The 25,737-nt window shown below is 54.0% G+C and carries 24 protein-coding genes; 5 read left to right on the plus strand and 19 right to left on the minus strand.

The annotated features are described in order from the left end of the window. Positions 1-87 precede the first annotated feature (87 nt). The 3 genes from gntR to ABU190_RS12925 form a co-directional block, all read right to left on the minus strand. Positions 88-1,083: a gluconate operon transcriptional repressor GntR gene (gntR, locus tag ABU190_RS12915; RefSeq protein ID WP_041851352.1), complete on the minus strand. Its 996-nt coding sequence runs from the start codon at positions 1,081-1,083 to the stop codon at positions 88-90. Positions 1,084-1,185: 102 nt separating this feature from the next. Then, positions 1,186-1,881 carry a pirin family protein gene (locus tag ABU190_RS12920; protein ID WP_041851351.1) on the minus strand — a complete coding sequence of 232 codons (696 nt, stop codon included), beginning with the start codon at positions 1,879-1,881 and terminating at the stop codon, positions 1,186-1,188. A gap of 123 nt (positions 1,882-2,004) precedes the next feature. Next, the gene (locus tag ABU190_RS12925; RefSeq protein WP_071194959.1) at positions 2,005-3,042 is read right to left on the minus strand and encodes an oxidoreductase; all 1,038 of its coding nucleotides are present in this window, start codon (positions 3,040-3,042) and stop codon (positions 2,005-2,007) included. A 298-nt stretch (positions 3,043-3,340) separates the two neighbouring features. On the opposite strand from ABU190_RS12925, the gene ABU190_RS12930 reads away from it, so the two are divergent. Together ABU190_RS12930 and yhhY are read left to right on the plus strand one after the other, a co-directional pair. Then, entirely contained in the window at positions 3,341-3,982 is a 642-nt protein-coding gene (locus ABU190_RS12930) for a polymer-forming cytoskeletal protein (RefSeq protein ID WP_354691530.1), read from the plus strand. 213 nt (positions 3,983-4,195) lie between these two features. Beyond that, positions 4,196-4,687: an N-acetyltransferase gene (yhhY, locus tag ABU190_RS12935; protein ID WP_041851348.1), complete on the plus strand. Its 492-nt coding sequence runs from the start codon at positions 4,196-4,198 to the stop codon at positions 4,685-4,687. A gap of 66 nt (positions 4,688-4,753) precedes the next feature. Here the strand turns inward: yhhY and ggt are convergent, their stop codons facing one another. Further along, positions 4,754-6,508 (minus strand): gamma-glutamyltransferase, encoded by a 1,755-nt coding sequence (gene ggt / locus ABU190_RS12940; RefSeq protein WP_079496994.1) that lies wholly within the window; start codon positions 6,506-6,508, stop codon positions 4,754-4,756. A gap of 121 nt (positions 6,509-6,629) precedes the next feature. Between ggt and ABU190_RS12945 the strand changes: the two genes are divergently transcribed. After that, a complete protein-coding gene (locus ABU190_RS12945; protein WP_041851447.1) occupies positions 6,630-7,082 on the plus strand; it encodes a DUF2756 family protein in 453 nt (150 codons plus the stop codon). On the opposite strand, the gene ugpQ is transcribed toward ABU190_RS12945, so the two are convergent. The 10 genes from ugpQ to livK all read right to left on the minus strand — a co-directional run bounded on the left by ugpQ (position 7,079) and on the right by livK (position 17,265). Then, complete coding sequence (ugpQ, locus tag ABU190_RS12950) at positions 7,079-7,819, minus strand: glycerophosphodiester phosphodiesterase (RefSeq protein WP_354691531.1); 741 nt, start codon at positions 7,817-7,819, stop codon at positions 7,079-7,081. The two genes, ABU190_RS12945 and ugpQ, sit on opposite strands and share 4 nt — an antisense overlap. Then, the gene (locus ABU190_RS12955) at positions 7,816-8,889 is read right to left on the minus strand and encodes a sn-glycerol-3-phosphate import ATP-binding protein UgpC (RefSeq protein ID WP_107223573.1); all 1,074 of its coding nucleotides are present in this window, start codon (positions 8,887-8,889) and stop codon (positions 7,816-7,818) included. Before ABU190_RS12955 ends, ugpQ begins: the two co-directional genes overlap by 4 nt. 1 nt (position 8,890) lies before the next feature. Continuing rightward, positions 8,891-9,736, minus strand: a complete 846-nt coding sequence (ugpE, locus tag ABU190_RS12960; protein ID WP_271849291.1) for a sn-glycerol-3-phosphate ABC transporter permease UgpE — start codon at positions 9,734-9,736, stop codon at positions 8,891-8,893. Beyond that, positions 9,733-10,620, minus strand: a complete 888-nt coding sequence (gene ugpA, locus ABU190_RS12965; protein WP_041851343.1) for a sn-glycerol-3-phosphate ABC transporter permease UgpA — start codon at positions 10,618-10,620, stop codon at positions 9,733-9,735. Before ugpA ends, ugpE begins: the two co-directional genes overlap by 4 nt. A 114-nt stretch (positions 10,621-10,734) precedes the next feature. Beyond that, positions 10,735-12,051, minus strand: coding sequence for a sn-glycerol-3-phosphate ABC transporter substrate-binding protein UgpB (gene ugpB / locus ABU190_RS12970; RefSeq protein WP_041851342.1), 1,317 nt, complete (start codon positions 12,049-12,051; stop codon positions 10,735-10,737). 251 nt (positions 12,052-12,302) lie between these two features. Beyond that, positions 12,303-13,016, minus strand: coding sequence for a high-affinity branched-chain amino acid ABC transporter ATP-binding protein LivF (livF, locus tag ABU190_RS12975; protein ID WP_354691532.1), 714 nt, complete (start codon positions 13,014-13,016; stop codon positions 12,303-12,305). A 1-nt stretch (position 13,017) separates the two neighbouring features. Next, positions 13,018-13,785 carry a high-affinity branched-chain amino acid ABC transporter ATP-binding protein LivG gene (livG, locus tag ABU190_RS12980; protein WP_041851340.1) on the minus strand — a complete coding sequence of 256 codons (768 nt, stop codon included), beginning with the start codon at positions 13,783-13,785 and terminating at the stop codon, positions 13,018-13,020. After that, complete coding sequence (gene livM / locus ABU190_RS12985; RefSeq protein WP_041851339.1) at positions 13,782-15,059, minus strand: branched chain amino acid ABC transporter permease LivM; 1,278 nt, start codon at positions 15,057-15,059, stop codon at positions 13,782-13,784. The genes livG and livM overlap by 4 nt, the downstream gene beginning before the upstream one ends. Beyond that, positions 15,056-15,982, minus strand: coding sequence for a high-affinity branched-chain amino acid ABC transporter permease LivH (livH, locus tag ABU190_RS12990; RefSeq protein ID WP_354691533.1), 927 nt, complete (start codon positions 15,980-15,982; stop codon positions 15,056-15,058). The genes livM and livH overlap by 4 nt, the downstream gene beginning before the upstream one ends. Positions 15,983-16,155: 173 nt before the next feature. Beyond that, on the minus strand, positions 16,156-17,265 hold the full coding sequence (livK, locus tag ABU190_RS12995; RefSeq protein WP_354691534.1) for a high-affinity branched-chain amino acid ABC transporter substrate-binding protein LivK: 1,110 nt from the start codon (positions 17,263-17,265) through the stop codon (positions 16,156-16,158). A 427-nt stretch (positions 17,266-17,692) separates the two neighbouring features. Here livK and panM point away from each other — a divergent pair, with 427 nt between their 5' ends. Then, positions 17,693-18,085 (plus strand): aspartate 1-decarboxylase autocleavage activator PanM, encoded by a 393-nt coding sequence (panM, locus tag ABU190_RS13000; protein WP_041851336.1) that lies wholly within the window; start codon positions 17,693-17,695, stop codon positions 18,083-18,085. Between the two features lie 495 nt (positions 18,086-18,580). Here panM and ABU190_RS13005 read toward each other — a convergent pair whose 3' ends face one another. Together ABU190_RS13005 and ABU190_RS13010 are read right to left on the minus strand one after the other, a co-directional pair. Then, positions 18,581-19,684, minus strand: coding sequence for a branched-chain amino acid ABC transporter substrate-binding protein (locus ABU190_RS13005; protein WP_162303313.1), 1,104 nt, complete (start codon positions 19,682-19,684; stop codon positions 18,581-18,583). 252 nt (positions 19,685-19,936) lie between these two features. Then, on the minus strand, positions 19,937-21,202 hold the full coding sequence (locus ABU190_RS13010) for a 4-aminobutyrate--2-oxoglutarate transaminase (protein ID WP_108702273.1): 1,266 nt from the start codon (positions 21,200-21,202) through the stop codon (positions 19,937-19,939). Positions 21,203-21,309: 107 nt separating this feature from the next. Between ABU190_RS13010 and ABU190_RS13015 the strand changes: the two genes are divergently transcribed. Continuing rightward, positions 21,310-22,830, plus strand: a complete 1,521-nt coding sequence (locus ABU190_RS13015; RefSeq protein WP_354691535.1) for a PLP-dependent aminotransferase family protein — start codon at positions 21,310-21,312, stop codon at positions 22,828-22,830. 62 nt (positions 22,831-22,892) lie between these two features. Here the strand turns inward: ABU190_RS13015 and rpoH are convergent, their stop codons facing one another. The 3 genes from rpoH to ftsE all read right to left on the minus strand — a co-directional run bounded on the left by rpoH (position 22,893) and on the right by ftsE (position 25,737). Beyond that, positions 22,893-23,750 (minus strand): RNA polymerase sigma factor RpoH, encoded by an 858-nt coding sequence (gene rpoH / locus ABU190_RS13020; protein WP_041851334.1) that lies wholly within the window; start codon positions 23,748-23,750, stop codon positions 22,893-22,895. A gap of 267 nt (positions 23,751-24,017) precedes the next feature. Then, the gene (gene ftsX, locus ABU190_RS13025; protein WP_354691536.1) at positions 24,018-25,076 is read right to left on the minus strand and encodes a permease-like cell division protein FtsX; all 1,059 of its coding nucleotides are present in this window, start codon (positions 25,074-25,076) and stop codon (positions 24,018-24,020) included. After that, positions 25,069-25,737 (minus strand): cell division ATP-binding protein FtsE, encoded by a 669-nt coding sequence (ftsE, locus tag ABU190_RS13030; RefSeq protein WP_041851332.1) that lies wholly within the window; start codon positions 25,735-25,737, stop codon positions 25,069-25,071. Before ftsE ends, ftsX begins: the two co-directional genes overlap by 8 nt.

Here is a 25,737-nt window from a genome sequence, read left to right on the forward strand (position 1 = left end):
GGTAACATTGTCCTGCCGGGGTAATGGATAAGCAATAACCATTCGTGCCAGAAGTGAATAAGTGTGAGCTACTTCAAATTTGTCAGACTAAATAGATCCACCCGGTGACAATGTGAAACCTAAATCTAACAATTTTGGCGTAACAGATTCACCACGAATGCGCGCCAGCAGGCGTTCTGCGCCAATACGCCCCATACGTTCACGCGGCGTAAGGACGCTCGCCAGACGCGGCTCCATTACCTGGCCAATGTCGTGACCGTGGAACCCGGCGATCGCCATATCATCAGGAACTTTGAGCCCCAAACGCTGGCATTCGAACGCCGCGCCGACCGCAAGGTCATCGTTAGTGCAAAAAATTCCGTCCAGTTGCGAGTATTCGCGACGTGCCTGCCGCATAAGCTCAATGCCCGCGGTATAGGACGAGGACTGTTCTACCATCACGCTGTATGGCGTCAGACCCGCATCAAGCATCGCCTGCTCATACCCCTTCTGTTTGATGATAGTACGTTCGTCGAGACGTGCGCCCAGGTAGGCCACCCGGCGATGACCACGTTCAATAATGGCCGCCGTCATCTGCCGCGCCGCTTCAAAGTTGTCGAAGCCAACGGCGATGTCCAGGCAAGGCGACTTGCTGTCCATCAGTTCAACAACAGGGATACCCGCCACTTCAATCATTTTCAGCGTGCGAGGCGTATGGGTACGTTCAGTGAGGATAAGGCCGTCAATATTCCACGACAGCATGGATTCAAGCCGCTCTTCTTCCAGCTCAGGCTTATAGCCGAAGTGCGCCAGCATGGTTTGATAGCCAAACGCATCCGTCACGCTTTCAATGCCGCGCAGGACTTCTGCGAACACCTGGTTGGTTAAAGAGGGAAGCAGCACGCCAACCGCACGGCTGGTGGCATTGGAGAGAATATCCGGAGCCCGATTCGGAATGTAGCCCAGTTCATCAAGTGCAGCCGCTATTTTAGACCGAAGCGCCACGGAGACTTGCTCCGGGTTGCGTAAAAATCGGCTGACCGTCATTTTGGTCACGCCAACGCGATCGGCCACATCCTGAAGTACGGGTCTTTTCTTTTTCATCGTCCTGAATTGATAAACGGGGAAACATCAGGCCAGTTTACCACGGACAGCACGCAACCTTCTGGTGTTAACCAGAAGGTTGCGTCATTTATTTAAGCCCGATCAAACTGGCGGCAGGTCGAAAAGTAAAATTTCGCTGTCGCTATCGGCATGAATGGACAGAGCCTGCTCGTCCCAGATGGCCAGGCCATCGCTGGTGGTCGCTTTCGTGCCGTTAATGGATACCTCACCTTTCACCACCTGAATCCAGATTTTGCGGTCTGCGGAAACCTGATACACAGACTGCTCATCTTTCAACAGCGCCCAGCGATAAAGCTCCATGTCCTGATGCACTTTCAGCGAACCGTCGCGAGCATCCGGCGACAGCACCAGTTGGCGGCCCTGCGTTGCATCAAAGCGGCGTTGTTCGTAACGCGGCGTGATGCCGTTTTCTTCTGGAATAATCCAGATCTGGTACAGACGCAGCGGTTCAGTGGCGCTGGGGTTGTACTCAGAGTGCCGCACACCGGTGCCAGCGCTCATGATCTGGAACTCACCCGCCGGAACCTGTTCTTTATTGCCCATGCTGTCCTGATGTTCGACCGCGCCTTGCAGTACATACGTCAGGATTTCCATATCTTTGTGGGGATGGGTGCCAAACCCCTGCCCGGCATCGATCACGTCGTCGTTAATCACACGCAGTGCAGAAAAGCCCATAAAGTTTGCATCGTAATAGTTGGCAAACGAAAAGGTATGCCAGGAGTCAAGCCAGCCATGATTTGCGTGGCCACGGTCGTTTGCTTTGCGTAAATAAATCATGTTTTCACCCTCATGTTCGTTTCGATGGAGTAAGTGTGGACCCGATCGCTGACCAATCATAGAGGGTGAAAATTGACTCCTCTGTTCAAAAAAAATGAACAACTTTTGTAACCTTAAGACCACTTATTTTGCGAGGGTTACCGTGGATGGAGAGGCCTGTTCGAAGGCGCGCTCCAGGATCTCCAGGTTGGTCAGAACATCAGATTCCTTGACGTAATTATCCGCCCCGGTGGTCAACGTGGCATAGAGCGCATCATAGACCCGGCCATAGTCACCGATTTCCGGTTTCAGCTCCTCACGCACCGTTTCGCCCGCGTCATTCACATACTCCAGCACGCCGATACTGTCATCTGCCGCAAACCCCGCTTCACCGGGCATGATATTGGCCTTCAGGCTGGTCTCCTGCTGGTCGATGCCGTACTTGATAAATGATCCTCTGGTCCCGTGGACAATAAACTTCGGATAGTCGATTTTGACCAGATAGCTGGTTTTTACGATGGCTTTCAGATCGCCATAAAAGAGCTGCGCTTCAAAGGTGTCATCCGGGTTGGCCTTGTTGCGCAGGCTACGAATGTCATACGCCACATGATCCGGGCGACCAAACAGTGAAATAATTTGATCCATCGTATGCACGCCAAGCCCGTAGAAGGATCCATCCTGCGGCAGGCCCGGTTTCGTTTCTGCAACCGGGCGGTAGTAATCGAAGTGGCTCTCTACTTCAACAATTTCACCTAACTTTCCGCTTTCAATGGCTTTTTTGGCCATCAAAAAACAGGTGTCAAAGCGGCGATTCTGATACGGCGTGACGGTCAGACCTTTACTTTTTGCCAGTTCAAAGAGGGTGACGGCTTCGGCAATCGTTGGCGTGAATGGCTTTTCTACCAGCACGTTTTTCCCGGCTTCCAGCGCCCGTTTCGCGTACTCAAAATGGCTGTCCGCGTGGGTACAAACGATGACCAGCCTGACCTGCGGATCATTGAGCACCTCATCAAGATCGCTGGTGAAGTGAATATGCTGATACTGCGGATGCTGCTCTTCCGGTTTCGCATGGCGGCGAAAGATATGGGCCACATGCCAGGTATCTTTGCGATTCAGAACGTAAGGGAGGTGGTAGCGGGTGGTGCTTTTACCAAAGCCGATAAATGCGCAATGCAGAGTCATAATGCTGTCCTTGTTTAGCGTCGCAGCCTTAAACCTTAGCGCAAGACGCCCACCGATAAAAACCACTGTCATCAACGAACAAGACATACAGCTAAATCATCCTGAACTTACGATGCATTCCCCGTGATTATAAAAGCAGAATAAACAACCACTTCCATTCTTAAAATCCTCTGACACGTCTTGATCTCATTGACCAAATTGCCGATAAAAGTGCCGCGAAAAGCAGGATGTTTCTCGCAATAACGGGTCAGCCACGCATCAGGCTGGCTGCCATGGAAAGCGGCTCAGGGAATTCTGCATGGACAGAAAATATCTCCTGCTAAACCTCACCCTTCTGGTCTGGCTGTTTGCGCTGTTGGCCTGGTGCGTCGGCGCATCATCGCTGGCGCGTTACGCAGGACTGCTGGCCTTTGCCACCTTTAGCGCTTTTATCCTGAGAGGATTCATAACAGGCATGTTCAAAAAACATAAAAACAGCGAAAACCCCGGCGCGATAGCTGCCACCCCTTCTACCGATAATCAACATCAGGCTGAGTTGGAAACATCTACGGCGATCGCCCGTGATGTTCATCTTGAAGGCAATATTGCTTCATCCAGCCCGGTGTACGTTTACGGCAGCGTACGGGGTGATATCGACGTGAAAGAGAGTCTGGTCAACGTCATGCGTGAAGGACGGGTCGAAGGCAACATTAACTGCCAGCAATTGATTATCGACGGCACCGTGACAGGCCAGTGTACGGGCGATGCGGTAGATATTGCCGAAAACGGTACGCTAACCGGCACGCTGGTTTATCGCACGCTGAGCATAAAACAGGGCGGCACCTTTACAGGCCAGGCGGAACTGCGTGCCCCACGACAGGAGCAGACGAACGTTGTGGGGCTGGTGCTCGACACCACCACGGAGGCCATAAGCAAAAAGGCTGAGGGAAAACGCAGGTAAAAAAAAGCCAGCACCCGGCTGGCTAAGAAATACTGGAAGCAATGTGAGCAATGTCGTGCTTTCAGGATTACCGCATTGGTTTCCCTGAACGCATGGCAATAATAATCATTATCATTCGCACTTGTCTACCCTTTTTTGCAAAAAATGGCAGTTGACGCACTTTGCAAACTTCGTGATGTTGAAGAGGATATTTCACTAAAAGAGGAAAAAGGAATGAGTGACATTGTGATACGCCATATTGAAGCCAGCGATGCAGAAGCATTACGCCATATCAATTCACATCCTGGGGTGTATCACGACACGCTACAAATTCCTCATCCTTCCATGGCAATGTGGCAAGAAAGGGCCGCCGTCAAACCAGGCCGACGCCACCTCGTCGCCTGTCTTGACGAAGAGGTCGTCGGACACCTGGCTCTGGATATCATGGAAAATCCCCGGCGCGGCCACGTTGCCACCTTTGGAATTGGCGTTTCAGCGGAAAAGCATGGGCGTGGCGTAGGCAGCGCGTTAATGCGCGAAATGGTGAACCTGTGCGATAACTGGCTGCGAATAGAACGTATTGAACTGACCGTCTTCGTTGATAATGCCCCGGCGCTGACGCTGTATCAGAAGTTCGGTTTTGAAATTGAAGGAACCGGAAAGCGCTTCGCCCTGCGCAACGGCGAATACGTGGATGCCTATTTTATGGCACGGATAAAACAGTAAGCCTCCACGATTAACAAACCGCTCAACCCGTCCCCTCTCCCTTTCAGGAAGAGGGGATTGAGAAACTTAATATCCCGCCGTTAAATCATCCACCGTACGCGGGTCAGACGCACCGTACAGCGTGCCGTCCGGGCCAACCATAATGCTCTGCGTACTGCCCATCGCCTCTTTCACAACAACTTTCTGCCCTTTCTGCTCAAGCAGCTTGAGGGTGTCCGGGCTAAAGCCTTTTTCGACGCGCAGCTCATCCGGCAGCCACTGATGATGGAAGCGCGGGGCATTGGTCGCTTCGGCGACGTTCATCCCAAAATCGATGCTGTTTACCACGATTTGCAGCACAGTTGTGATGATTCGGCTACCGCCAGGACTCCCCGTAACCAGCCAGGTTTTCCCGTCTTTCACTACGATAGTCGGCGACATGGAAGAGAGCGGACGCTTGCCCGGCCCCACCGCATTCGCATCGCCCCCCACTAGCCCATAGACATTCGGCACGCCAGGTTTGGCCGAGAAATCATCCATTTCGTTGTTCATCAGGATGCCAGTATTTCCCGCCACAATCCCGCTACCAAAGGTTGTGTTGAGGGTGTAGGTTACCGCGACGGCATTACCGTCTTTATCCACCACCGAATAGTGCGTTGTTTGGTTACTCTCGTAGGGCTCAAGCTTGCCCGGACGAATCTGGCTCGATGGCTTCGCTTTATTGACGTCGATTTGCTGAGCCAGCGATTTTGCATAATCCTTGTTGGTCAGCGCCTGCCAGGGCACCTTCACAAAATCCGGATCGCCAAGGTATTCAGACCTGTCGGCATAGGCGTATTTTTCCGCCTCCGCCATTACCTGCAAAGTATCCGCGCTGCCGAAGCCATATTTTGCGAGGTCAAAGTTCTCAAGGATATTGAGGATCTGCACGATATGGATCCCCCCGGAAGAGGGCGGCGGCATGGAGAAAACCTGGTAGCCGCGATAGTCGCCGCTGATGGGGGTGCGCTCGACGGCTTTGTAATTGGCCAAATCTTCTTTCGTGATCAGCCCGCCGTTTTTACTCATCTCCTGAGCAATCTGATCGGCAATCGAGCCTTTATAGAATGCGTCCGGGCCTTTTTCAGCAATCATCTCCAGGCTCTTTGCCAGGTTCGCCTGAACCAGTTTGTCGCCTTTTTTCAGGGGCTCGCCGTCTTTCCAGAAAATGGCTTTGCTGTTTTCATGGTTTGGCAGCACTTCACTGCCATAGGTTTTGAGATCGTCAGCCAGGGCGTCATTCACCACGAAGCCCTGCTTTGCCAGCTTAATGGCCGGCTGTACGACTTTATTCAGCGGCAATGTGCCATATTTTTCCAGCGCCAGCGAAAAGCCCGCCACTGTGCCCGGCGTACCGGAAGCTAAGTGTGACGTGAGGGACTTTTTGCTGTCCGGGTTGCCCTGGTCGTCAAGAAACATATCGCGCGTTGCTGCTGCCGGGGCCATTTCACGAAAATCAATTGCGGTCGTTTTGCCATCTTTGGTACGGATCATCATAAACCCGCCGCCACCGAGATTACCGGCCTGCGGGTGCGTTACGGCCAGCGCATAGCCAACCGCCACTGCGGCATCCACGGCGTTGCCCCCCTGTTTGAGGATATCGACACCAACACGGGTTGCGGTTTCGTCAACGGACGCCACCATCCCCTGTTTCGCACGAACCGGATGAAAGACATCCGCCTCAACGCCATACGACACCGGAGCCGGTGCCGCAACGGGCGGAGGTGCCGCCGCAACGCTAAAACATCCTCCCGCCATCAGAGCGGCTATTGCCACCCAACGCGCAAACTTCTGTTTCATCATCGTCGTTCTCCTGAGAAGGGGCTACAGTCCCCGCTTAAGTCTGGTTCAGAACTCCTAAAAGATCATCGTAGTGCGTGAAACGGAGTAAACTTAGAAGAACCTTCAGAAGGAGGAGAAGATGATGAAACGACTATTTATTCTGGCCGCGTTCTTGCCCTTGGCCGCTTTCGCACAGCCGCTCAATACCACCAATAACCCGAACCAACCGGGTTATCAGATACCGAGTCAGCAGCGAATGCAGACGCAAATGCTTAATCAGCAACAGCAGCAAAAAGGGATGTTAAATCAGAATTTGCAGACGCAGACGCGCCTGCAACAGCAGCATCTGGAAGCACAGATTAATAATAATTCCCAGCGGGTAAGGCAGGCGCAGCCGGGGGAGCTCGACCCGGGTACCCAGCAGATGCTCCCCAATACAAACGGCGGCATGCTGAACCAAAGCGTTAATAACGATGCGACACTGGGTCAGCAGCAACATATGCTGCCCGCTAACCAGGCCGGCAGCAGCATGCTGAATCAAAACCATACCAGCACGCCGCAAGCGAATATCCCGCTGAAAACCGTTACGCCTTAAGGCTGAAAATCTGGCCCGATGACTTCAATGTTGTCGGTACAGATGCAATCAACGCCCCAGCGTAGCAACTCAGACGCACGCTGCGGGCGATTGACGGTATAAACCAGAATGCGTAACCCGGCATCCCGCAGCATATCCACGCGTTCTTCATCAAGAAGCGTGTGATTAAGATGGATGGAGAAACATTCCAGATGGATGGTCAGCTCCCGCCAGTCATCGCGCCATTCATCCAGCAGCAACCCACGCGGTAGTTCCGGTGCAGCCGCTTTCGCCGCCTCCAGCGCATCAATTTCAAACGACGACAGCAGCGGTGTCGGCATATCAGCCCAGAGTTCGCGCGCCGCCAGTGCCACCACTTTGCCCGTCAGCGGGCCAGTGCCGGTCGTCGGTTTAATCTCGATATTCGCCATCATGCCATACTGACGGCAGCGGTCGGCAACCTGCGACAGCAGCGGCAGCGGTTCACCTTTGAATTCGCCGCCAAACCAGCCGCCTGCGTCTACTTTCAGCAGATCGTTCCATTCCAGATCCCCGGCAACTCCCCAGCCATTGCTGGTGCGCTCGAGATTATCGTCATGCAGCAGAAAAATATGCCCGTCTTTCGACAACTTCGCATCGAACTCGATCATCGTGTGACCGTAGCGAGCGCCCACATCAATTGCCGCCAGCGTATTTTCCGGGGCGAGTTTCCCACCGCCACGATGGGCGGCGACGTGGGGGTAAGGCCAATTGCTCATACACGTTGTCCTGTTTCACCGTCAAAAAGGTGCAGGTGATTCTCCGGCAAATGCAGCCACAGCGTACTGCCCTGCTTGGGTCTGTCCTGATGTGCAAGGCGCACCACCAGCTTATGGTCGCCCCAGCGACCGTGGGCCAGGTTATCTGCGCCAAGCATCTCAAGCGTATCCATCACCAGCGGTACGCCACCTGCGGACTGTGAGCTTAACGCAATATGTTCCGGGCGGATACCCAATGTCATTTTACGCCCGGCATAGCCCCGGTAGTACCAGTTAATGGGCAGGGCCATACCGCTATCCAATTCAAAATGGGTACCGGTGTGGCTGATACGCCCATCCAGCAAGTTCATCGCCGGGCTACCGATAAAACTCGCCACAAAGCGGCTGGCCGGTTTTTCGTACACCTCTACAGGTGTGCCGATCTGTTCCGCCACCCCTTTATTCATCACCATCACGCGCTGCGCCAGCGTCATTGCCTCTACCTGGTCGTGGGTCACGTAGAGCGACGTCGTTTTCAGGCGACGATGTAAATGCTGCAGTTCCAGCCGCATCTGGACGCGTAGTTTTGCATCAAGGTTTGATAGCGGTTCATCAAACAGAAACACCGCCGGATCGCGCACAATGGCACGCCCCATCGCCACACGCTGACGCTGGCCGCCGGATAATTCGCGCGGACGGCGCTTTAACAGACCATCCAACTCCAGAATACGGGCCGCCTCTTTTACGCGCTCGGCAATGTGCTCTTTACCCATGCCGCGAATTTTCAGCCCCCAGGCCATGTTCTCTTCCACACTCATATGCGGGTAGAGCGCATAGTTCTGGAACACCATCGCAATACCGCGATCTTTCGGCTCCGTTTCCGTCACGCGCTGGCTATCAATCCAGATATCGCCCGTGCTGACGCGCTCAAGGCCGGCGACCATGCGGAGCAGCGTCGACTTTCCGCAACCGGATGGTCCCACCATTACAATAAATTCGCCGTCCGCCACGTCCAGCGTCAGCGGTTGGATAACCTGCGTTTTGCCGTTATCCCAGCTTTTGGTTACGGCCTGTAATTTTAATCCTGCCATCTTATTTCTCACTGTCGACCAGGCCACGCACAAAGGCACGCTGCATGGCAAAAACGATAACCACCGGGGGAATCAGCGTGAGCAGCATTGCCGCCATCACCTGGTTCCATTGTGTTGAGCCCTCACCTACGGCAATCATGCCTTTAATGCCCGCAACAGCCGTGCCCAGATTGACGTCGCTGATGATAAGCAGCGGCCACAAATACTGGTTCCAGCCGTAGATAAAGGTAATGACAAACAGCGCCGCCAGATTGGTTTTTGACAGTGGCAGCACGATGTCCCAGAAAAAGCGCATCGGCGAGGCTCCATCAATACGCGCCGCTTCCATCAGTTCATCGGGAAGCGTCATAAAGAACTGGCGAAACAGAAATGTCGCCGTAGCGGAAGCCATCAGCGGTAGCGTTAACCCGGTGTAGCTGTCGAGCATTTTCAGGTTCGCAATCACTTCCACCGTCGGGAAGATACGCACTTCAACCGGCAGCATCAGGGTGATAAAAATCATCCAGAAGAAGAGGTTACGCAGCGGGAAACGAAACCAGACGATGGCAAAAGCGGATAGCATCGAAACGGCGATTTTCCCCACAGTAATGGCGAACGCCATGATGAAGCTGTTAAGCATCATCAGCCAGAATGGCGCACTGTTAGCCCCCACGCCGTTAATCCAAATCGCTTTCATGTTTTCCAGCAGGTGCGTGCCGGGAATCAGGGTCATTGGCGTTTCAAAAACGGCTTTGTTATCCAGCGTTGCCGCCACAAAGGCGACATACAGGGGAAACAGGATCGTCACAATGCCCAGGATAAGCAGAAGGTGGCTGAAAAAAGTCAGCCCGGGACGATTCTCAATCATTGGTAGCGTACCTTGCTTTCAACATAACGGAACTGAACGACCGTCAGCACGATCACCAGGAACATCAATACCACGGACTGTGCAGCGGATGCGGACAGATCCAGACCGGCAAAGCCCTCACGGTAAATCTTATAAATCAGCGTGGTCGTTGCCTGTACCGGGCCGCCCGCCGTCGCGGCATCAATCACCGGGAAGGTATCGAAGAAGGCGTACACAAGGTTGACCACCAGCAGGAAGAAACTCACCGGGGCAATCAGCGGCAGCGACAGCTTAAAGAAGCGGCGAATCGGCCCTGCGCCATCAATCGCCGCGGCTTCCACCAGGGAACGAGGGATAGATTGCAGCGCGGCGAAGAAGAATAAAAAGTTGTAACTAATCTGCTTCCAGATAGAAGCAAAAACCACCAGGAACATGGCCTGACCACTGTTTTGCGCGTGGTTCCAGTTATAGCCAAATTGTTCAAGAACATGGGTAATCAAACCGCGACCGGGATTGAAGAGAAAGATCCACAACACAGCGGCGACCGCCGGGGCGACGGCATACGGGAGCAGCATCAATGTCTGGTATACACGGCTGCCGCGTACTACGTTGTCGACCAGCGCGGCAAAGAACAGGGAGGAGAACAGACCAAAAAAAGTGACCAGCGCGCTAAAACGCATCGTCGTCCAGAAGGACTCGAGGTAATAGCTGTCATGGAACAGGGCCACAAAGTTATCCAGGCCAACGAACTGGCTCGACAGGCCGAACGGATCAACGCTTTGAACCGAATACCACAGCGCTTCGCCCGCAGGCCAGATAAAGAAAATAATGGTGATAACCAGTTGAGGCGCGACCAGCAGGTAAGGCAGCCAGCGCGAACGAAACACCGGACGGGATGAGGACATAGTTATGCTCTGAGTTGTATTTTCCCCTCACCCTAACCCTCTCCCCACAGGGGCGAGGGGTGGGTTTGCTCCCTCTCCCTTTCAGGGAGAGGGCCGGGGTGAGGGTGTAAGCTATTAAGACTTAGTCGACTGCTCGAAGCGGCGAAGTAGCTGATTACCACGCTCTACAGCCGAATCCAGTGCCTGCTGCGGCGTTTTCTTACCGGTCCAGACGCTTTCCAGTTCTTCATCCACAATGGTACGAATCTGCGGCATGTTGCCCAGACGCAGACCTTTGGTGAACGGCAACGGCGGCTTGTTCAGCATCTGACGCGTTGCGATGTCCGCACCCGGGTTCTTGTCATAGAAACCTTCTTTACGGGTCAGATCATATGCAGCGGTAGTAATCGGCAGGTAGCCGGTTTTCTGGTGCCATTCAGCAGCGATTTCCGGTTTAGCCAGGAACTCAAGGAACTGCGCAACACCGGTATAGGTCGGCTTATCTTTGCCCTGCATAACCCACAGGCTGGCCCCGCCAATGATGGCGTTCTGCGGTGCGCCTTTCACGTCAGCGTCGTAAGGCATCATGCCTACACCGTAGTTAAATTTGGCGTAATGACGGATATCCGCCAGCGAGCCAGAGGAGGCAGTAGTAATCGCGCAGTCACCGTTATAGAACTTCTCGGTAGACTCGTCTTTACGACCGAAGTAGCTGAAATCGCCTTTCTTGTTCAGTTCTTCGAGCATGGCGATGTGTTTCACCTGCTCTGGTTTGTTGAACTCCAGAACCGCATCCGTACCGTCGAAACCGTTGTTTTTGGTCGCAACCGGCAGGCCGTGCCAGGCGCTGAAGTTTTCAATCTGAATCCAGCCCTGCCAGCCGCTGGCGTAACCGCACTTCATCCCTGTGGCTTTCAGTTTGGCCGTGTACGCAGCCAGATCCTGCCAGGTTTTTGGTGGCTGCTCCGGATCTAAGCCCGCTTTTTTGAAGGCATCTTTGTTGTAATACAGCACCGGCGTGGAACTGTTGAACGGCTGAGACAGCAGGTGACCCGTTTTAGAATCGGTGTAGTAGCCGGCAACAGTCGGCACAAACTGAGATTCATCAAAGTTGATACCCGCGTCTTTAAATACTTCATAGACCGGCTTAATGGCTTTCGATGCCATCATGGTCGCCGTACCCACTTCATACACCTGCAGCAGAGCGGGCGCATTACCGGTACGGAACGCAGCGATACCCGCACTCAGGCTCTGCTCGTAGTTACCTTTGTACACCGGCACAATTTTGTAATCCGGGTGGGTGTCGTTAAAACGTTGCGCCAGGGAGTCGACTTCTTTGCCTAACTCGCCTTCCATGGAATGCCAGAATGGGATTGTCGTGACAGCCATTGCGTTGCCTGCAAAGATCAACCCAAGAGCCAGTCCTAAAGCTGTGTGTCGTAACGGTGTCATTCGGTTTTCTCTCTTGTTGTGCCGGATGCGCGATATCACGCGTTTTATGCTCGCGAGGTAACATGACATGCTCGAATGACAGAAAAATAATCTTTTAATTACAATAGAGTGACAGCCAGACGTCAGAGAGATGATGGATTCATGAAAGCAGAGGGGAAAATATATTAGGATGTGCGGCCTGATGCCCTCACCCTCGGGGAGAGGGAAAAAACACTAAAAACGACAGCCTGATGGCTGCCGTTTTGCTTTTATTAACCGCCCAGATAGGCGCTACGCACCGCTTCGTTCGCCAGCAGCGCATCGCCGGTATCTTCCAGCACGACATGACCGTTTTCCAGCACGTAGCCGCGATCGGCGAGTTTCAGCGCCTGGTTGGCGTTCTGTTCGACGAGGAAGATGGTCATCCCTTCTTTGCGCAGTTGTTCGATAGTATCGAAAATCTGCTGAATGATGATCGGCGCAAGACCCAGAGAAGGTTCGTCGAGCAGCAGCAAGCGCGGCTGGCTCATCAGCGCACGGCCAATTGCTAGCATCTGCTGTTCACCGCCGGACATCGTGCCCGCACGCTGAATACGACGCTCATGCAGACGCGGGAATAGCTCGTAGACCCACTTGATGCGATCCTGGAACTGGTCGCGGTCGGCAAAGAAGCCGCCCATCGCCAGGTTCTCTTCCACGGTCATACGGGAGAAGACGCGACGCCCTTCCGGCACAATCGCCACCGCTTCGCGCATAATTTTCGCCGTCTGCCAGTCGGTAATGTCTTTGTCATCAAACACAATACGACCGCTGGTCGCGCGCGGATCGCCACACAGGGTCCCCAGCAACGTGGTTTTACCCGCGCCGTTGGCACCGATCAGGGTGACAATCTCACCCTGATTGATATGCAGGCTGACATCATGCAGCGCCTGGATTTTGCCGTAGTGGGCGCTAACTTTGTCAAAGGACAACATGACTTTTTCCATCTTATGCCTCACCAAGGTATGCGCGGATCACGTCCGGGTTGTTACGAATTTCTTCCGGCGTACCGTTAGCCAGTGGCGTGCCCTGGTTGACGACATAAATACGATCGGAGATCCCCATCACCAGCTTCATATCATGCTCGATGAGCAGGATGGTGGTGTTGTGGTTGTTACGCAGCTCAACGATTAACTCGTCCAGCTCTTTGGTCTCTTTCGGGTTCAGCCCTGCAGCCGGTTCGTCCAGCATCAGGATTTCCGGCTGCGTCACCATGCAACGGGCAATCTCCAGACGACGCTGGTCGCCATAGGCCAGGTTACTTGCCTGACGGTTGGCATGCTCAAGCAGACCAATGCGCTCAAGCCAGATGGCAGCACGATCCAGTGCTTCACTCTGCGCGCGGCGGAAAGATGGCGTTTTCAGCAGACCGGAGAAGACACCGGTTTTCAGTTGCTGATGCTGTGCCACCAGCAGGTTTTCAATCACCGTCATTTCACGGAACAGACGCACGTGCTGGAAAGTACGCACTACGCCCATGCGGGCAATTTGCTGGCCCGGCAGCCCTTCCAGATGTTGGTCACGCAGCATAATGGTGCCGCCCGTCGGTTTGTAGAAACCGGTCAGGCAGTTAAAGACGGTGGTTTTTCCCGCACCGTTTGGGCCAATCAGCGAGACGATTTCCTGCGGATGTAAATCCAGCGCCACATTGTTGACGGCCAGCAGGCCGCCAAAGCGCATCATCAGGCCGTTTACGGATAACAATGGCTGACTCATGCCTGTTCTCCCTTTGCCTGACCGTTTTTCAGTTTCAGTTGCGGACGGGTCATCGGCAGTAAGCCTTGAGGACGCCAAATCATCATCAGTACCATCAATCCACCCAGCATCAACATGCTGTATTCATTGAAATCGCGCATCAGCTCGCGGGAAACCACCAGCAGAATCGCTGCCAGGATAACCGCAAACTGCGAACCCATACCGCCCAGCACCACAATGGCCAGCACAAAGGCAGACTCCGCAAAGGTGAAGGACTCCGGGCTGACAAAACCCTGGCGCGCGGCAAACAGCGTACCGGCAAAACCAGCAAACGCGGCGCTGATAGTGAAGGCAGTCAGTTTGATGCGAGTCGGGTTGAGGCCCAGAGACCGGCAGGCAATTTCGTCTTCACGCAGCGCTTCCCAGGCACGGCCGAGCGGCATACGCAGCAAACGGTTAATCACAAACAGGGTGAGTACGACCAGCAGCAGCGCAACCATATAGAGGAAGACGACACGGTCGCTGGGGTCATAAGGCACGCCAAAGAAGTTGCTGAATGTATCCCACCCCCCCTCGCGCGCGGTACGGCTAAACTCCAGACCGAACAGCGTCGGCTTCGGAATCTGGCTGATCCCGTTCGGGCCACCGGTAATTTCGGTATTGTTCAGCAGCAGGATACGGACGATTTCGCCGAAACCGAGGGTGACAATCGCCAGGTAATCTCCGCGCAGACGCAGTACCGGGAAGCCAAGCAGAAAGCCGGCCGCCGCCGATACCAGGCCCGCCAGCGGCAGACATGTCCAGAAACCGAGACCATAATAGTGGTTAAGCAGTGCGAAGGTGTAGGCGCCGATAGCGTAGAAACCGCCATAACCCAGCACCAGCAGACCGGACAGCCCCACCACCACGTTCAGCCCAAGGCCGAGGATGATGTAAATCATAGTCATGGTGGCGATATCCACCGTACCGCGCGACACCACAAACGGCCATGCCACGGCAGCCACCAGCAGGGCCACCAGGAAGAGTTTCTGTTTAACGGTCGAACCGTCGATCGCAGGCAGAATGAATTTCGGCCCCGAGACGTTTTTCAGCGTCTTTTGGTAAACAGGGCGCAGCAACTGGAAGAAAAAGACCACCGCAGTGCCAATGAACACCCATTCCCAGCGAATGCTCGCTGCGGTGTTAACCACCAGCTTCGTGCCATCCAGCTCTAACTGCACGCCCATAAAGACGCCCGCCAGCACGAAAAACATGGCGGCGGAGAGCAATGCCATCGCAAAATGCATCGGTTTCATACTTTTTCAACCTCCGGGCGGCCCAGGATACCGGTCGGCATCACCAGCAGCACGACGATCAGCAGGGCAAAGGCCACAACGTCTTTATATTCCGTACTCAGGTACGCCGAGGAGAGTGCTTCGGTGATGCCCAGAATCAGGCCGCCGATCATTGCACCCGGAATGCTACCGATCCCGCCCAACACCGCTGCGGTAAAGGCCTTCATCCCCGCCATAAAGCCGATATAGGGGTTGATTACGCCATAGAACTGACCGAGCAACACGCCCGCCACTGCCGCCATCGCTGCACCAATCACAAAAGTCAGAGCAATCACGCGGTCAGTATTGATGCCAAGCAGGCTCGCCATTTTCAGGTCTTCTGAACAGGCGCGACAGGCGCGGCCCATGCGGGAATAACGGATAAACACCGTCAGGGCCAGCATCGAAACAAAGGTCACGATCCAGATAACCAGTTGCATGGTGGTGATGGTGGCCGCGAAATTTTCACTGCTACCAACCGTCCACTGACCGTTAAACAGGCTCGGCAACGCCACGTCACGTGAACCTTCGGTCAGGCTGACATAGTTTTGCAGGAAGATTGACATCCCAATGGCGGAAATCAGTGCAATCAGGCGTTTGGAGTTGCGCACCGGGCGGTAAGCCACGCGCTCAATACTCCAGCCATAAGCACTGGCAATGACGATAGCGCCGACAAAGCCTGCGGTAATCAACAGCCAACTGGCGTCGATTCCCATCATCATCAAAGCGGCAATAATCATAAAGGAGACATAACTGCCGATCATATAGACCTCGCCGTGGGCGAAGTTGATCATGCCGATAATGCCATACACCATGGTGTAACCGATGGCGATCAATGCATAGGTGCTTCCCAGCGTCACGCCGTTAAACATCTGCTGCAAGAAGTAGAGAAACTGCTCGGACATAACGTAACCTTTCTAAACCCGACAAGCCGGGATGTTGAACCCCCACTCTAAATAATTCGAGTTGCAGGAAGGCGGCAAGTTTGTTCATCCCCGGAAGCGTACAAGTCGTACGTGACCGGGGAGGATAAACGCAGCCAACGCATCTGCGGCGCGAAGTATGATGAGTGGTTGCCTTATTTGGCTACCGTGGACGAACCATCGGCGTGCCACTGGAAGACTCCGAAATCAAATCCTTTCAAATCGCCTTTCTCATCCCAGTTCAGCGGCCCAATCACGGTTTTAGCTCCGTTAGCTTTTAAATCTTTCACCAGCGCGAGCGGTTCATTACTGCCAGAACGCTCCATTGCCTGCGCCAGTGACTGCACTGCGGCATAGGTGATCCAGACATACGGACCACTCGGGTCTTTCTTCTCGGCTTTTAACGCATCGACGATGGCCAGGTTAGCCGGATCCTGATCGTAGCGCTTCGGCATCGTTACCAGCATGCCTTCCGCCGCATCGCCCGCGATGTTGGAAAGGGATGCGTTACCTACACCTTCCGGCCCCATAAACTGGGTCTGCAGGCCATTCGCACGCGCCTGACGCAGAATTTGTCCCATTTCCGGGTAATAACCACCGTAGTAGACAAAATCGATATTTTCTTTCTTAAGACGAGCAACCAGCGCGGAGAAGTCTTTCTCACCAGCGGTGATACCGTCAAAGAAAACGATGTTCGCACCGCCAGCTTTCAGCCCTTCCTGAACGGAACGCGCCAGACCTTCACCGTACTGCTGCTTGTCGTGAATGATGGCAATGCGCTGCGGCTTCACCGTGCCGAGGATATATTTCGCGGCAGTCGGCCCCTGAGAGGAGTCCAGCCCTGCGGTACGCATAATGTGCTGATAACCGCGCTGGGTGAGTTCCGGATTGGTCGCGCCGGGGGAGATCATCAGAATGCCTTCGTCTTCGTAGATGTCAGACGCAGGCTGCGTTGACGATGAGCAGAGATGTCCAATAACGTATTTGATGCCGTCGTTAACGACTTTATTCGCCACCGCAACGGCTTGTTTCGGGTCACAGGCGTCGTCGTATTCCACAGCGACCAGTTTGTCGCCCTTAACGCCGCCTTTAGCGTTGATATCTTTGATGGCCTGGCGCGCACCGTTGAACTCCATATCGCCCCATTGAGCAATCGGCCCGGACATCGCCCCCACAACCGCAACTTTTATATCCTTCGCCATGGTCGCGTGAGACATCGCAAGTGCAACCATCCCCGCGATTAATGTCTTCGCGTTCCTTCTCATTCTAAAATCCTCGTTCGTGATGTCGTGTGTAAATATATTGTTTTTTTATGGTTAAAAAGCATTCTGTACTTTTTATAGACAACGCTATTTTTACCAGTGCCATGAATGGTTTAGCGCAGTTTTTTGGCAAAAACCAGACTAAATACTCTATTTTTCAGGCGATTAAGCAGAGATAATATTCTGAATTCCGCTAGAGATAAACCAAAAAAGTTCAGTTTACAGCATAAAATAATGGCACAATGAGCGGAATAAAACGCTACCTTTCAGGGGAAAATGCTGCCTGTTTTTCAATCCCTAATGTTTAAATCTGCCGCAACGCCAGCCTCAAAAGTAATCGCCTGCAAACCGAAAAATGAAAAAGTAACAGCCCACGTCAGAGGAAATTGTTTACACTGCAGTTATCTTTTGAGACATGGACAAGCTGTGAATGAAATTGACCATTATCCGTCTGGTAAGTTTTACCGAGCAGGATCTTATTGATTTAGCTAAAGTCTGGCCGGAATACTCCCCTGCATCGCTGGAAGTTGACGAAACGCACCTTATTTATGCGGCGCGTTTTAACGACCGATTATTAGGCGCTGTTCGCGTGACCCTGAGTGGTACCCAGGCGGCACTGGATTCCCTGCGCGTACGTGACGTCACCCGTCGCCGCGGGGTTGGCCAATATTTGCTCGAAGAAGTGATCCGCGATAATCCATCGGTCACTACCTGGTGGATTACCGAAGCCGGCGTAGAAGATCGTAGCGTGATGGCCGCATTCGCTCAGGCGACGGGCTTTACCGCGCAGAATGATGGCTGGGTGAAGCATATAGACGCGTAGCCGGATAAGCGTAGCGCATCCGGGAAACCGCAAAGATGTAAAAACGGCAACCCTCAGGTTGCCGTTTGCATTTATCTCCGTGCGGCCTGATACCCTCACCCCGACCCTCTCCCACGGGGAGAGGGAGATGGGTAAGTGACCGGGGTTAACGGACGCGGCCAACGCACTTGCGGTGCGAAAGGCGACAGAGATACAAAGCTCACTTTTGTCGTTCTGCGCTGACCAAGAATTTCGTGCTGCAAGAAGGCGGCAAGGACGTTAATCCCCGGGAGCTTACATCAGTAAGTGACCGGGGTTAACGGATGCAGCCAACGCGCTTGCGGTGCGAAAGGCGACAGAGATACAAAGCTCACTTTTGTCGTTCTGCGCTGACCAAGAATTTCGTGCTGCAAGAAGGCGGCAAGGACGTTAATCCCCGGGAGCTTACATCAGTAAGTGACCGGGGTTAACGGATGCAGCCAACGCGCTTGCGGTGCGAAAGGCGACGGTCAGGGTTTATTTCGCGTCAGTCGCGGTACCATTCGCATGCCAGGTAAACACGCCAAACTCAAAGCCTTTCAGATCACCCTTCTGATCCCAGGACAATGGTCCCATAACGGTCTCAACAGTGTTGCCTTTCAGCCAGGTTGCGATAGCCGCCGGGTCGGAGGACTGGTTCAGGCCAGCCGCCAGAGACTGCAGCGCAGCGTAGGTGGTCCACACGAACGCGCCGCTCGGATCCTGTTTCTTCGCTTTGATCGCGTCTACGATAGGTTTGTTCGCCGGAACCTGATCGTAGTTTTTCGGTTTGGTTACTAACATGCCTTCGGCAGAATCGCCCGCGATGTTAGACAGGGAAACGTTCGCTACGCCTTCCGGCCCCATGAATTTGGTTTGCAGACCGGCAGCACGAGACTGACGCAGGATCTGGCCCATTTCCGGGTGGTAGCCACCGTAGTAAACGAAGTCGATGTTCTCTTTTTTCAGACGCGCAACCAGCGTGGAGAAGTCTTTCTCGCCAGCGGTGATACCGTCAAAGAACACCACGTTCGCGCCACCTTTTTTCAGGCCATCCTGCACAGCACGCGCCAGACCTTCGCCGTACTGCTGTTTATCGTGGATAACAGCAATGCGCTGCGGTTTAACGTGTTCCAGAATGTATTTTGCAGCCGTCGGGCCCTGATCAGAGTCCAGACCGGTGGTACGCAGAGTCAGTTTATAACCGCGAGCGGTCAGCTCAGGTGCGGTCGCTGCTGGCGTAATCATCAGAATACCTTCGTCTTCATAAATATCGGACGCAGGCTGAGTGGAAGAGGAGCACAGGTGACCAATAACGTATTTGATGCCGTCGTTAACCACTTTGTTCGCTACTGCAACGGCTTGTTTCGGGTCGCACGCATCATCATATTTAGTGATAACCAGCTTGTCGCCTTTGATACCGCCTTTGGCATTGATATCAGCAACAGCCTGCTCAGCGCCAGTAAACTCCTGATCACCGTATTGCGCAACCGGGCCAGACATCGCACCCACGACAGCAACTTTAATATCTTTCGCGAATGCCATGTTGCTCATCGCTAACGCGACACATCCTGCCAGTAACGCTTTACCCTTCATATTCATCCTGAGATTCCCCATTGTTTATGGTGATTGCATTTGTTGTGATGTTGTTGTTCGACACATTATTTTGCTGACGGTCATAAGCAAAGAATATGATAGTAGCCAGCACGGATGCCGCCCGTGTCTTGGCAGCATTCTCTGCTAAAACATACCCCATTTTCTGAAATTTGGAACAACAATTTTGAAGGTTATATAACAGGCGGATGACAGTGAGTAAGAAAGCCGCCAGGCGGCGGCTTTCATTGATCAGGTCAATTAGTGAGTCAGTGACTGGTAGATAATATCCAGCGCCTTACGGAACTGAACTTCCGGAATGGTCAGCGGATAGAGGAAGCGAATCACGTTACCGTAGACACCGCAACTCAACAGCAACAGCCCGGCGGCCAGCGCCTTATCCTGCACCTGTTTTGTGAATTCCGCCGACGGTTCACCGCTTTGCGGATCGTTAAACTCCACGGCCACCATGGAACCCTGGGCGCGAATATCCGCAATGTACGGACAGTCCGCTTTCGCTTTGGTCAGCACCTCAACCAGATGCTTACCCAGGTGGTTCGCGCGTTCGCACAGGTTTTCCTCTTCAATCACATCCATCACGGCATGCGCAGCGGCTACGGCCAGCGGGTTACCGGCATAAGTACCGCCTAATCCCCCCGGCGCGGGTGCGTCCATCACCTCCGCACGCCCTGCCACTGCTGACAGCGGCAGGCCGCCCGCCAGGCTTTTGGCCATGGTGATCAAGTCGGGTTTAACGCTGTAATGTTCCACCGCGAAGAGTTTACCGGTACGCGCAAAGCCGGACTGCACTTCATCGGTAATCAACAAAATCCCATGGGTATCACACAGCTTACGCAGCGCCTGCATAAAGTCGTCAGGCGCGATATTAAAGCCGCCTTCGCCCTGTACCGGCTCCAGTAAAATGGCTGCAACCTGATCGGGGGCGATATCCGCTTTAAAAATACGATCCAGACTTTTCATCGCGTCTTCGGTACTGACGCCGTGCAGCGCATTCGGGAATTGCGCATGGAAAATGGAACCAGGGAACGGGCCAAAACCGATTTTGTACGGTGCCACTTTGCCGGTCAGCGCCATGGTCATATAGGTACGTCCGTGGAAACCGCCGCCGAAAGTAATCACACCAGGACGTTTGGTATAGGCGCGGGCGATTTTGACCGCGTTTTCCAGCGCTTCCGCCCCGGTCGAGAAAAAGGCCGTTTTGGCCGGGCCCTCTACCGGTACGCGTTCGTTAATGCGTTCCGCCAGCGAGACGTAGCTTTCGTAAGGGACAATCTGATAAGCCGTATGGGTAAAGGCCTGCAACTGTTTTTCCACTGCTGCGACAATTTTAGGATGGCGATGGCCGGTATTGAGCACCGCAATCCCGGCGGCGAAATCGATGACTTCGTTGCCTTCCACATCCCACAGAGTGGCATTTTCTGCTTTCTCGGCATAGAAGCCGCACATTACGCCAATACCACGCGGTGTCGCCTGTAAACGGCGTTGATGTAATTCGTTATTCTTCACCTTAAACTCCCCCGTCATTGATTCATTTCGCAGCAACCCTGTTTTGCAACAATGACACAAGCGGTCCTATAATCGAGTACCAGTTTTGAATAATTAAGGGATCCAATTTGCGTTCGCTTGTGTGTGATTTACTGCAGTTGCGTCTGGACGAACAAACCGAAGGCAAACTGCATAAGAAATTATATAACGCGATTCGCCTGTCGATCCTCGAAGGGAGTCTGCCCCCGCAAAGCCGTCTGCCGCCGAGCCGGGATTTAGCCGCAGAACTCCACCTTTCGCGCAACACGGTACTGACGGTTTACGAACAGCTTGTGGCGGAAGGATATGTCGTTTCCCGTGCCGGAAGCGGCACCTTTGTGGCACAGACGGTGCCGGATAGCCTGCTCACGGCGCCGCTGTCGCCTGCCGGACACGGTGCGGGCGATCTTCCTTCTCATCTTTCCTCACGCGGCCAGGCGTTATTGCAAAAAAGCAGTGCCAGCCCACGCCAGTGGGGGGCATTTTTACCCGGAGTGCCCGATGTCAGCGCCTTTCCACATGCCCTGTTTCGTAAAATCCAGGCACGTATCAGCCGTAAACCGCAGGCCAGCCAACTCTCTTACAGCGATGCAGGTGGTAGCCAGGCATTGCAGCAGGCGCTGGTGGAATATCTGCGCGTTACCCGCTCCGTGCGCTGTAGCGCCGGGCAAATCCTGATAACTGAGGGTATTCACCAGGCCATCGATCTGGTATCGCGCATGTTGTGTAATCCCGGCGATAGCGCATGGATTGAAGAGCCAGCCTACTGGGGCATTCGTAACGTATTGACGATGAACGGTGTCGAACTCCAGGCTATCGACGTCGATCTTTCCGGTATGCAGCCACCGGAGAGCGGAAACACGCCACCCCGGCTGATATTTGTAACCCCCTCTCATCAGTACCCGCTGGGCTGCGTCATGAGCCTGGAGCGACGCCAGCGCCTGCTGGCGCTTGCCCGGCAGACGGGAAGCTGGATTGTTGAGGATGATTACGACAGCGAATTTCGCTTTTCCGGTCAGCCGATCCCCGCGCTCCAGGGGCTGGTTGATGACGCGCCGGTTATCTACACCGGGACATTCAGCAAAACGCTCTACCCCGGTCTGCGTCTGGGTTATCTGGTGTTGCCGCGCCCCCTGATGCAGGCGTTAAAGACGGCGCATGCAGAGCTGTATCGCGGCGGCCGGTTGCTGGACCAGGAGGCGCTGGCGCAGTTTATTACCGAGGGGCATTACACGGCACATATCCGACGGATGCGTCTGCTCTATGCCCGCCGACGCGCCCGACTGGCAAGCCTGATTGTCGAGGCGCTGGGTAAAGAGGCGCTGAGCGAATATAACGACAATGCCGGGCTGCACCTGGTGCTTTCACTGCCCGCAGAGTGTGATGATGTTGCCCTTGCCAGGCGCGCGAATGAGCGAGGTATTCTGGTGCGAGCGCTGTCGCGGTACTACTCTGGCGATAAGCCGTTGAAAGGGTTGTTAATGGGGTTTGCCGCCATGGAGGAAGAAGAGATGGAATCGGCGTTCCAGATCTTACTGGCCTGCCTGACTCCGGAGGTGGCGTCGCCTTATCCGGACTATATAAACCCGGCCCTGAAAGCAAAAAACTGAACGCCAGAAAACAAAAAGCCGGGTAGCTCTCGCTGACCCGGCCCATTCTTTAACGCACAGCGTTACGCTTCGATCGCGGCACGCAGTTTCTTCATCGCGTTCTTTTCCAACTGACGCACACGCTCAGCGGAAACACCGTAACGATCTGCCAGTTCCTGCAGCGTTGTTTTGTTCTCTTCATCCAACCAGCGAGCACGAATAATGGCCTGGCTACGCTCGTCGAGACCCTGCATCGCATCCGTCAGCTTATTAGCTGCCTGCTCTTCCCAGTTGTCGTCTTCAATGCCATCCGCAAAGTTAGACGATTTATCCTGCAGATAGAGTACCGGTGCCATAGGCTGGCTATCGGAAGATTCATCATCTGGCGACATATCGAAAGTCATGTCCTGCGCCGCCATACGTGATTCCATTTCACGCACGTCTTTGCTGGTCACGCCCAGTTCACGGGCAACCATTTCCACTTCGTCCTGGTTAAACCAGCCCAGACGCTGCTTGGTTTTACGCAGGTTAAAGAACAACTTACGCTGTGCTTTCGTGGTCGCGACTTTCACAATACGCCAGTTACGCAGCACGTATTCGTGAATCTCAGCTTTAATCCAGTGCACGGCGAAAGAGACGAGGCGCACACCCACTTCAGGGTTGAAGCGACGTACGGCTTTCATCAGGCCGATATTACCTTCCTGGATCAGATCCGCCTGCGGCAGACCATAGCCCGAATAGTTACGAGCAATATGAACAACAAAGCGCAGGTGTGACAGGATCAGCTTCTTAGCTGCTTCCAGATCGCCCTGGTAATGCAGCTTTTCAGCCAGTGCCCTTTCTTCATCAGCCGTCAACATCGGCCATGCGTTAGCGGCCCGGATATAAGATTCCAGGTTACCAACAGGGGCTAAAGCTAAAGTTTGCATTTCTTTGGTCATTCAAATCCTCTCAAATTACATTCGACTGGCGGCGGTCTGTCCCCATCAGGCAACACACATGCCAGCGTTAATGAGCAACGAGAATAGCATCCACTCTTGTATCAGACAGTGATTTTATCCACAAGTTCCAGGCTGGATTGTGAATAAATTAGGCACAAAATGTGACATAAGAATGAAAAACCGCGGCAAAGGAAAGGAGATATGCGCTATACGCTTTCCCTGCGACGGGAATACTGCATTGCAGGGAAAGAGTATATCAGACTTTTTTTACTGCGGAGTAAAGTGACGTAAATGTTGCACAGTTGCCAGCCAGGCAGCAACCCAGCCAATCATTGAGCACACCAGCAGCAACAGCAGGCATTCATCGAACGACAGGCCGTTCAGATCGAACTTCGTTCCGAATACCTGCGCCACCTCGCTCACCGCAGAGGAGAGCCGTAGCACCAGAATCTCAGAAAGAATCAGTGACAGGAAGGCGCCACTAAAGCCCAACAGCGCTCCACCGTACAGGAAAGGACGCAGAATAAAACCGTCCGTTGCGCCAATCAGTTTTTGCACGTTGATCGTATCGCGGCGGGCAAAGATGCTAAGACGCACGCTGTTGCCGATAACGAGGAACACCGCCGCTACCATCAGCACACCAATCATTGCCGATACCCGACCAACCAGCCCGGTTAGCGCCGCAAGACGGGCAAACCAGCTGTCGTCCATCCGCACTTCATCAATACCGTGCAGTTTCGAAATACGGTCACGCAGCGTATTTAGCGCATTCGTGCTCTGGAAGTCGAGCTTGGGGATCACCACCGCCACCGCAGGCAACGGGTTCTCTTCCAGCATATCCAGCGCGCCGCCAAAACCAGACCAGTTGCGGAACTCGCCGAGCGCATCCTCACGGGACAGGTAGTTGACCTTCTCCACACCCTGCTCCGCCTGGAGCTGCCCTACCACCTGAGCCGCTGCGTCGTCATCCAGCGCCTTATCGAAATAGACTGTAATTTGCGGTGACGGATAATACTGCGAGGCGGCCTGGTTAACGTTTTTGTACACCATATAGCAGACACTCGGCAGCGTCAGGGAAATGGCAATCACCATTACCGTCAGGAACGTGGCAAAAGGTTTGCTTTTCAGGTCCTGTAACGCGCCCTGGAAGGCATAACGCACCTGTTCGTTGAAAACGTTGGTTTTACGCGAACTGACTTTCGGCGCACCTTTACCACGGCGCGGCGCGTTACGGCCTGCATCAGCGGTACCGCTCGCCGATTTACGAAAACGATCCAGTTTGCTGCCAAATTGCCGCATTTGATTCAATGCATCACGCTTATTCACCCGCCAGGCCTCCATGCAAATGGCCATCGCTTAAAGTCAGCATGCGGTACGAACGCCGGGAAATCAGCCCCAGATCGTGCGTCGCCATTAACACAGTGACCCCAACACGATTGAACTCCTCAAACAGACGTAAAATCCCTTCGGAAAGGGCGTCGTCCAGGTTACCGGTCGGTTCGTCCGCCAGCAGTACCGCAGGTTTGTTCACTACCGCGCGGGCAATACCCACGCGCTGTTGTTCACCACCGGAAAGCTGAATCGGAAAACTCTTCGCTTTGTCGAGCAGACCTACCTTGTCCAGTGCTGCGGAAACACGGCGACGAATGTCGTCACCGCTGGCCCCGGCAATGATCAACGGGATAGCCACGTTGTCATAAACCGTCCTGTCCATCAGCAAATGGTGATCCTGGAAAATCATCCCGATCTGCCGACGCAGAAACGGCACTTCCCGGTTTTTCAGGCGCGTAATATCGTGCCCGCCAAAGACGATTTTCCCGGCGCTTGGCCGCTCAATGCCACAGATAAGCTTGAGCAGGGTACTCTTCCCTGCGCCGGAGTGGCCGGTCAGAAAGGCCATCTCGCCCGGTTGCAGATGGAATGTCACCCCCTGCAACGCTTGTCTCCCACCGAGATAGGCTTTGCTGACGTGTTCAAAGCGAATCAT

The organism is Phytobacter sp. RSE-02 (genome assembly GCF_040578655.1).
GTDB lineage: Bacteria > Pseudomonadota > Gammaproteobacteria > Enterobacterales > Enterobacteriaceae > Phytobacter > Phytobacter diazotrophicus.

Excerpts from the sequence above, each read along its gene's own strand:
- gntR (WP_041851352.1), bottom strand. The coding sequence starts at position 1,083 with ATGAAAAAGAAAAGACCCGTACTTCAGGATGTGGCCGATCGCGTTGGC.
- ABU190_RS12925 (WP_071194959.1), bottom strand. The coding sequence starts at position 3,042 with ATGACTCTGCATTGCGCATTTATCGGCTTTGGTAAAAGCACCACCCGC.
- ugpE (WP_271849291.1), bottom strand. The coding sequence starts at position 9,736 with ATGATTGAGAATCGTCCCGGGCTGACTTTTTTCAGCCACCTTCTGCTT.
- ABU190_RS13005 (WP_162303313.1), bottom strand. The coding sequence starts at position 19,684 with ATGAATATGAAGGGTAAAGCGTTACTGGCAGGATGTGTCGCGTTAGCG.
- livM (WP_041851339.1), bottom strand. The coding sequence starts at position 15,059 with ATGAAACCGATGCATTTTGCGATGGCATTGCTCTCCGCCGCCATGTTT.
- ugpQ (WP_354691531.1), bottom strand. The coding sequence starts at position 7,819 with ATGAGCAATTGGCCTTACCCCCACGTCGCCGCCCATCGTGGCGGTGGG.
- ABU190_RS12920 (WP_041851351.1), bottom strand. The coding sequence starts at position 1,881 with ATGATTTATTTACGCAAAGCAAACGACCGTGGCCACGCAAATCATGGC.
- yhhY (WP_041851348.1), top strand. The coding sequence starts at position 4,196 with ATGAGTGACATTGTGATACGCCATATTGAAGCCAGCGATGCAGAAGCA.
- panM (WP_041851336.1), top strand. The coding sequence starts at position 17,693 with ATGAAATTGACCATTATCCGTCTGGTAAGTTTTACCGAGCAGGATCTT.
- livH (WP_354691533.1), bottom strand. The coding sequence starts at position 15,982 with ATGTCCGAGCAGTTTCTCTACTTCTTGCAGCAGATGTTTAACGGCGTG.
- rpoH (WP_041851334.1), bottom strand. The coding sequence starts at position 23,750 with ATGACCAAAGAAATGCAAACTTTAGCTTTAGCCCCTGTTGGTAACCTG.
- ugpB (WP_041851342.1), bottom strand. The coding sequence starts at position 12,051 with ATGACACCGTTACGACACACAGCTTTAGGACTGGCTCTTGGGTTGATC.
- ABU190_RS12930 (WP_354691530.1), top strand. The coding sequence starts at position 3,341 with ATGGACAGAAAATATCTCCTGCTAAACCTCACCCTTCTGGTCTGGCTG.
- livK (WP_354691534.1), bottom strand. The coding sequence starts at position 17,265 with ATGAGAAGGAACGCGAAGACATTAATCGCGGGGATGGTTGCACTTGCG.
- ABU190_RS12955 (WP_107223573.1), bottom strand. The coding sequence starts at position 8,889 with ATGGCAGGATTAAAATTACAGGCCGTAACCAAAAGCTGGGATAACGGC.
- ftsE (WP_041851332.1), bottom strand. The coding sequence starts at position 25,737 with ATGATTCGCTTTGAACACGTCAGCAAAGCCTATCTCGGTGGGAGACAA.
- ggt (WP_079496994.1), bottom strand. The coding sequence starts at position 6,508 with ATGATGAAACAGAAGTTTGCGCGTTGGGTGGCAATAGCCGCTCTGATG.
- livF (WP_354691532.1), bottom strand. The coding sequence starts at position 13,016 with ATGGAAAAAGTCATGTTGTCCTTTGACAAAGTTAGCGCCCACTACGGC.
- ABU190_RS12945 (WP_041851447.1), top strand. The coding sequence starts at position 6,630 with ATGAAACGACTATTTATTCTGGCCGCGTTCTTGCCCTTGGCCGCTTTC.
- ugpA (WP_041851343.1), bottom strand. The coding sequence starts at position 10,620 with ATGTCCTCATCCCGTCCGGTGTTTCGTTCGCGCTGGCTGCCTTACCTG.
- livG (WP_041851340.1), bottom strand. The coding sequence starts at position 13,785 with ATGAGTCAGCCATTGTTATCCGTAAACGGCCTGATGATGCGCTTTGGC.